Origin of the sequence: Moorena sp. SIO4A1, from assembly GCF_010672065.1 — a bacterium.
In the GTDB taxonomy this organism is placed as follows: domain Bacteria; phylum Cyanobacteriota; class Cyanobacteriia; order Cyanobacteriales; family Coleofasciculaceae; genus Moorena.
Map to the genome: position 1 here is coordinate 1 of NZ_JAAHHX010000922.1, position 1171 is coordinate 1171.

Genomic DNA, 1171 nt, shown 5'->3' on the forward strand with positions numbered 1-1171 from the left:
AATTTGGAGAATTTGATGATTTGACCAGCTCTGATGCCGATTTGCCCACCAAACCAGATCAGGCTCGCACTTGACCAGGTAGGGGTAGGGTGGGCAAATTGTGAGAATTTGATGATTTGACCAGCTCTGATGCCGATTTGCCCACCAAACCAGATCAGGCGATCGCACTGCAACTAAATTTAGTTGCATGATCGGGTAATACTTTTTACAATTAATTACTAGATTGGGTGTCAAGATGACTCGACAAGAGAAGCTGATCAAACGTCTTCTAAGTAAGCCGAAGGATTTTACTTGGAATGAATTGACCAAGCTTTTGTCCGGACTCGGCTTTGAGGAGGTCAAAGGTGGAAAAACAGGCGGTTCAAGGCGGCGATTCATTAACTCTGATGGCGTGGCGATCGCTCTACACAAGCCTCATCCTCACAACACACTCAAGAAGTATCAGATTGAGCAAACGATCGATATTCTTAGGCACGAAGGATTGTTATGAATAACTTGATGAAATACAAGGAATACCTTGGCTCGGTCAATTACAATGATGAGGATGAGATTTTATACGGGAAAGTAGAGTATATTCGTAGCCTGATCAGTTATGAAGGTCAGGATGTTGAATCTCTTCGCGCCAGTTTTCACGAAGCAGTGGATGATTACCTAGAGCTTTGTCAACTCAAAGGGATAGAACCGGAAAAGCCTTTCAAGGGAAGCTTTAACATCAGACCTGGAACCGAGCTTCATCGACGTGCTGCCTACGCAGCTATTGAACAAGGCATAAACTTGAACCAGCTAGTGACAGAAGCACTTGAGCAGTATCTCAGATAACCGCTTGACCCTGCTTCAACCGAAAAGCGGCGGAGTGGGAGCGATCGCACTCATGCACTGCCAACCTAGGGTGTGGGGTGTGGGGTGTGGGGTGTGGGGTGTGGGGTAGGCTGTTTATTATGGGCCTTTTTCGCGGGAGATCGTTCACACCGGGATTGAGCTTTGCTCACGCTACGCGAACGCGTACGGCGATAACGCCCAGAATGGATATCTAGCAAGAGATACACTGTCTCATACTATCAGACAAAAAGGAAGTGCATGAAGTTTAAGCTATGGCCATCGCACAAAGTGAACAGCCTACTGCCAACCCTACAAGAACTAGCAACAGTAGGGGTAGGGTGGGCAAATTTGA

The 1171-nt window shown here is 46.8% G+C and carries 3 protein-coding genes; 2 read left to right on the forward strand and 1 reads right to left on the reverse strand.

All coding sequences use genetic code 11. The features are described 5' to 3' along the window. Window positions 1-189, reverse strand: a 189-nt coding sequence (locus F6K53_RS44115; protein WP_293087193.1) for a hypothetical protein, incomplete at its 3' end; no start/stop codon positions are given. A 46-nt stretch (window positions 190-235) separates the two neighbouring features. On the opposite strand from F6K53_RS44115, the gene F6K53_RS44120 reads away from it, so the two are divergent. Together F6K53_RS44120 and F6K53_RS44125 are read left to right on the forward strand one after the other, a co-directional pair. Next, a complete protein-coding gene (locus F6K53_RS44120; RefSeq protein ID WP_075903871.1) occupies window positions 236-490 on the forward strand; it encodes a type II toxin-antitoxin system HicA family toxin in 255 nt (84 codons plus the stop codon). An 8-nt stretch (window positions 491-498) separates the two neighbouring features. Then, window positions 499-819, forward strand: a complete 321-nt coding sequence (locus tag F6K53_RS44125; protein ID WP_293087198.1) for a type II toxin-antitoxin system HicB family antitoxin — start codon at window positions 499-501, stop codon at window positions 817-819. The last annotated feature ends 352 nt before the right edge of the window (window positions 820-1171 follow it).

Bases quoted from the DNA above. Each gene is read 5' to 3' on its own strand.
- F6K53_RS44125 (WP_293087198.1), top strand. From the start codon at position 499: ATGAAATACAAGGAATACCTTGGCTCGGTCAATTACAATGATGAGGAT.
- F6K53_RS44120 (WP_075903871.1), top strand. From the start codon at position 236: ATGACTCGACAAGAGAAGCTGATCAAACGTCTTCTAAGTAAGCCGAAG.